General features: G+C 29.0%; 7 protein-coding genes. 2 read left to right on the top strand and 5 right to left on the bottom strand.

What is annotated here, in order from left to right; translation table 11 throughout:
• A partial coding sequence (gene pyrH, locus ACH2BO_RS03790) for a UMP kinase (RefSeq protein WP_395043426.1) occupies window positions 1-690 on the bottom strand: 690 nt, incomplete at its 3' end.
• Window positions 691-893: 203 nt separating this feature from the next.
• Here pyrH and ACH2BO_RS03785 point away from each other — a divergent pair.
• A complete protein-coding gene (locus ACH2BO_RS03785) occupies window positions 894-1,490 on the top strand; it encodes a thioredoxin family protein (protein ID WP_395043425.1) in 597 nt (198 codons plus the stop codon).
• Here ACH2BO_RS03785 and truB read toward each other — a convergent pair.
• The 4 genes from truB to ACH2BO_RS03765 all read right to left on the bottom strand — a co-directional run bounded on the left by truB (window position 1,487) and on the right by ACH2BO_RS03765 (window position 4,176).
• Window positions 1,487-2,179, bottom strand: coding sequence for a tRNA pseudouridine(55) synthase TruB (gene truB / locus ACH2BO_RS03780; RefSeq protein ID WP_395043424.1), 693 nt, complete (start codon window positions 2,177-2,179; stop codon window positions 1,487-1,489). The genes ACH2BO_RS03785 and truB overlap by 4 nt on opposite strands.
• A 3-nt stretch (window positions 2,180-2,182) precedes the next feature.
• Window positions 2,183-2,992: an undecaprenyl-diphosphate phosphatase gene (locus tag ACH2BO_RS03775; protein WP_395043423.1), complete on the bottom strand. Its 810-nt coding sequence runs from the start codon at window positions 2,990-2,992 to the stop codon at window positions 2,183-2,185.
• A gap of 3 nt (window positions 2,993-2,995) precedes the next feature.
• Window positions 2,996-3,238, bottom strand: coding sequence for a DUF3098 domain-containing protein (locus ACH2BO_RS03770; protein WP_395043422.1), 243 nt, complete (start codon window positions 3,236-3,238; stop codon window positions 2,996-2,998).
• 62 nt (window positions 3,239-3,300) lie between these two features.
• The gene (locus ACH2BO_RS03765) at window positions 3,301-4,176 is read right to left on the bottom strand and encodes a cell division protein FtsX (protein WP_395043421.1); all 876 of its coding nucleotides are present in this window, start codon (window positions 4,174-4,176) and stop codon (window positions 3,301-3,303) included.
• A 264-nt stretch (window positions 4,177-4,440) separates the two neighbouring features.
• Between ACH2BO_RS03765 and ACH2BO_RS03760 the strand changes: the two genes are divergently transcribed.
• The coding region (locus ACH2BO_RS03760; protein WP_395043420.1) for a class I tRNA ligase family protein at window positions 4,441-4,800 on the top strand (360 nt) is incomplete at its 3' end.

The raw sequence follows: 4,800 nt of genomic DNA, 5'->3' as shown, positions 1-4,800 counted from the left end.
TCCAACGTTTTCTCCTTCACAAATTTTAAGCAAATTGCCTTTTTTATTCATATCGAAAACCACAATTGGTAATTTATTTTCCTGACTCAATGTAAAAGCTGTTGTGTCCATAACGTTTAATCCTTTTTTTAGCACATCTTCAAACGAAATATAATCAAATTTCACTGCAGATTTATCTTTTTCTGGATCGGCAGTATAAATTCCGTCAACTCTTGTTCCTTTTAAAATTACATCGGCATGAACTTCTACACCACGTAAAACGGCTGCTGTGTCTGTTGTAAAATATGGATTTCCTGTTCCTGCACCAAAAATTACAATTCTTCCTTTTTCAAGATGACGAACTGCTCTTCTTTTAATATATGGTTCGGCAATTGCTTCAATTTTTAATGCCGTTTGCAATCGTGTCAACATTCCTTTATCTTCCAGCGCACCTTGCAAAGCCATTCCGTTAATAACTGTAGCTAACATTCCCATATAATCGCCTTGAACTCTGTCCATTCCATTACTTGCACCAGCAACACCTCTAAAAATGTTTCCGCCACCAATAACTATGGCAATTTCTACACCTTGATCGTGAATTTGCTTAATTTCATCAGCATATTCTGAAAGTGTTTTTGGGTCAATTCCATATTGACGTTCACCCATTAATGCTTCGCCACTTAATTTTAAAAGAATTCTTTTGTATTTCATTACTCTTTTTTATTTTTTTTATTTGTGTAATGCTGTCGCTTACGCTCAAGTCATTTATTCTGAATTTAGTTCAGAATCTTTTTAATTAAGATTCAATTTTGTGTTGCAAATATAAACATTTCATTATTTTTTAATATTGATTTTTTTGAAGTTATCAAATTTTTATAATTGCTATTTGTAAATTTGACGTTTAAATCTTTATTATGAAAAATAACTTAGAAAATAGTTTGAAGAATAGTATTAATTATGTTGAATATAAATCATTGATTTCTAGTTTATTAAAGAAAGGAAAAGTTACTGGAAATGAACAATCTGAAGATTTGTATCACTATGCAGAACTCAATCAAACTAGAATGAAACGATTGGATAAAACAATTGAAATTAATCAAGAAGTAAAATTATTTCTAGAAAATTTGAATAAAAATTATATTTGGTTAGTAATTTCTGAAGGTTGGTGTGGCGATGCTGCTCAAATTTTACCAATAATAAATAAAATGAGTTTAGAATCTAGTAAAATTGATTTTAGAATTGTACTTCGTGATGAGAATGATGAATTAATGAAACTTTTTTTAACAAACGGCAGCAAATCAATTCCAATTGTAATTATTATTGAAAAAGATACTTTACAAGTAATAAATCATTTTGGACCAAGACCGCAAGGAGCGAAAAAATTAATTCTTGATTATAAAACTAAACATGGAATTATTGATGAAACAGCTAAAATAGAATTGCAAAAATGGTATTTAAACGATAAAGGAATTTCTACACAAACAGAAATTATGGAATTGATGAAAGTTTAAATAAAAGTATTCTCAAAATCTGATGGAGAAATACTATTTTTTACATCATAATCTCCAATTTTTGTTCTTCTCAATTTAGACAAATGTGCTCCAGAATTTAAGGCAACTCCAAAGTCAAAAGCCAGTGAACGAATATATGTGCCTTTACTACAAGTTACTCTAAAATCAATTTCTGGAAGTTCGATTCTTGTAATTTCAAATTCGTGAATTGTAGTTTTTCTATAAGCAATTTCAACTTCTTCGCCAGCACGAGCATGTTCATAAAGTCGGATTCCATCTTTTTTTATTGCAGAAAAGATGGGTGGTTTTTGGTCTATTTCGCCAATAAATTGTTTCGTTGTTTCTAAAATAAACGCTTCATTTATATGTAAAGTTGGAAATGTAAAATCAACTTGTGTTTCTAAATCATAACTTGGCGTTGTAGCTCCAACAGTTATAGTTCCAGTATATTCTTTGGCTTGCGCCTGAATTTCTGTAATTCTTTTTGTGAATTTTCCAGTGCAAATTATTAATAATCCTGTAGCCAAAGGATCTAATGTTCCAGCATGACCAATTTTAAATTTTTTAGGAAGATTGTATTTATTTTTTAAAACATATTTCAATTTATTTACCGCCTGAAAAGAACTCCAAGTTAATGGTTTGTCAATTAATAACAATTGACCTTCAAGAAAATCTTCGGTTGTTTTCAAAACTTATTTGTTAAAAGAAAAATAAAACAACAATATAATCCCAGCCACAATTCTATAATAACCCCAAGGTTTAAATCCGTATTTTTTTATAATTCCGATAAAGAATTTTATTGCTAGTAATGCAACAATAAAAGCAACTAAGTTTCCAATAAAAAACATTTTCATATTTTCATTAGATTGAGTCAATAATTCATATCCTTTTAATTGCGAAACCTCATAGGTTTTTAAAAATAAGGAATAAGTTGTAACGGCAAGCATAGTAGGAACTGCAAGGAAAAATGAAAATTCGGCTGCAGTTTCTCTAGTTAATCCTTGTTGCATTCCTCCAATTATTGATGCTGCAGAACGACTTGTTCCTGGCATCATTGCCAAACATTGCCAAAATCCAATTGTAACAGCTTTTTTAATAGTAATATCTTGCTCATTGGCAATTGTTGGATGATTAAATCGACCATCAATAAATAGCAAAACAATTCCGCCAAGAATTAAAACAATTGCTATTGGAATTGGGTTTCCAAGAACAGCATCAATTTTATCATCAAATAATTTTCCTAAAATCAAAGCTGGAATCACTGCACAAGCAAGTTTAATATAGAAATTTATCTTTTTAAAATCAAAAAACTTTTTCCAATACAAAGCTACAACCGCTAAGATTGCTCCAAATTGAATAGCAACTTGGAATAATTTTACAAATTCATCATTTTGAATTCCAAAATAGGAACTCACAAAAATCATGTGTGCTGTTGAAGAAACTGGTAAATATTCGGTTAATCCTTCAATAATTGCAATAAGTATTGCCTGAAAATAATTCATTTATTATTTATTTGGATTTTTAAAAATCGAATAAATAGTTATTCCAAATCCAATTAAAACTACAGTTGGCGCAATTCTAATTCTTCTAAAACTAAACAATTCAGCTTCATTAAATACATTAGGGTTTTCGCTTCCTCCGCCACTCATTAGTATAAATCCAAGTGCAATAACTGCCAATCCAATTAATAAAATTTTGTAATTGATTGCTTCAAAAAGGAATCCGTTTTTATCTTCGTTTGCTTTCATAATGTCATTTCTAGGAACGAAGAAATCTCGTTCATATTTGTTGTTAATATATTTTTTCTTTTTTAATACAAATCATCAGTTCTTAAATTCAAGAATCGTTGAGTTGCAAAGTGTGTACTTATCCAAGTTATTAAAACCCCTAGAGCCAAAACTCCAACTAAAACTGCAATTGTTAATTCTACATCTTTAAAAACATCTAAGGCAGGAAAATTGGTATTTAAATAAAATAAAACCCCAAGCAAAACTAAAACTGCTAAAATCGAACCAACAATTCCTAAAATAATACTTCTTTGTACGAATGGTTTTCTAATAAATGCTTTAGTTGCCCCAACCATTTGCATAGTTTTAATGATAAATCGGTTGGCATAAATTGATAATCTAAGCGAACTATTAATCAATAAAAAAGAAATAATTGTAAATACTAAACTTATTATTAAAACCCACATTGTTACTTTTTTAATATTATCGTTTACTAAAGTAATTAATTGTTTGTCATAAACTACATCAGCAACCATTGGGTTTGCACGTAATTGATTTTCTGCTGTAGAAAAACCAGGATTGGTTACATAATCAGCTTTTAAGTGAATGTCATAAGAATTATATAAAGGATTTGCACCAAGAAATTCCATAAAATTTTCGCCAAAAACTTTTTCATGTTCTTTGGCTGCATCTTCTTTGGAAACAAATTTATAATCTTTGGCAAATTTAGAAGCTTTCAATTCGGCATCAAATTGTTTGAAAACACTATCGTTAGCATCGTTTTTAAAGAAAACCGTCATCGGAATATTTTCTTTAAAGTTTTCAGATAATCTTTTCGAATTGATGATAAAAAGTCCTAACATTCCTAATAAGAATAAGACTAAAAACACACTCAATACAACTGAAACATAAGAAGTGATAACTCTGCGTTTCTGAAATTTATCAAAATTTGATGACATACATTCTGTTTTAAGGTGTAAAAATAATAAACAATTTCTTTATTCATAGTTTATAACGTTTAAAGTTTTGATTTTAGTACATTAAACGTAAATTTGCGACCAATTACCATTAACATTAACTTTCGATTAACTTTGACAGAATTAATCATAATTATAAACAAAGTCATTTCTTACATTTTATAGAATTGATTTTAATAATCTCAAATAAAATTTGATTTAAATTTGTAAAAAATTTATTTCATTAAAATAATAATTAATACAAGAATGAAATATTTTCACGAAAAAATAGAAGAAAAATGGCAAAAATTTTGGGCTGTAAACCAAACTTTCAAGGCACATAATAATTCAGATAAACCAAAATATTATGTTTTGGATATGTTTCCATATCCATCTGGTGCTGGTTTGCATGTTGGTCATCCGCTTGGTTATATTGCTTCTGATATTGTTGCAAGATACAAACGTCATAAAGGTTTTAACGTTTTGCATCCGCAAGGTTATGATTCTTTTGGTTTGCCTGCAGAACAATATGCTATTCAAACTGGTCAACATCCAGAAAAAACAACTCGTGAAAACATTGCACGTTACCGTGAACAATTAGATAGAATTGGTTTTTCATTTGATTGG

The organism is Flavobacterium sp., from assembly GCF_043773265.1.
Lineage (GTDB): Bacteria > Bacteroidota > Bacteroidia > Flavobacteriales > Flavobacteriaceae > Flavobacterium.
The sequence above is the reverse complement of the archived record's forward strand: the minus strand, read 5'-3'. Positions and strand labels throughout refer to the sequence as shown.

Coding starts and splice junctions, on each gene's coding strand:
- ACH2BO_RS03785 (WP_395043425.1), top strand. CDS start 894: ATGAAAAATAACTTAGAAAATAGTTTGAAGAATAGTATTAATTATGTT.
- ACH2BO_RS03775 (WP_395043423.1), bottom strand. CDS start 2,992: ATGAATTATTTTCAGGCAATACTTATTGCAATTATTGAAGGATTAACC.
- ACH2BO_RS03770 (WP_395043422.1), bottom strand. CDS start 3,238: ATGAAAGCAAACGAAGATAAAAACGGATTCCTTTTTGAAGCAATCAAT.
- ACH2BO_RS03765 (WP_395043421.1), bottom strand. CDS start 4,176: ATGTCATCAAATTTTGATAAATTTCAGAAACGCAGAGTTATCACTTCT.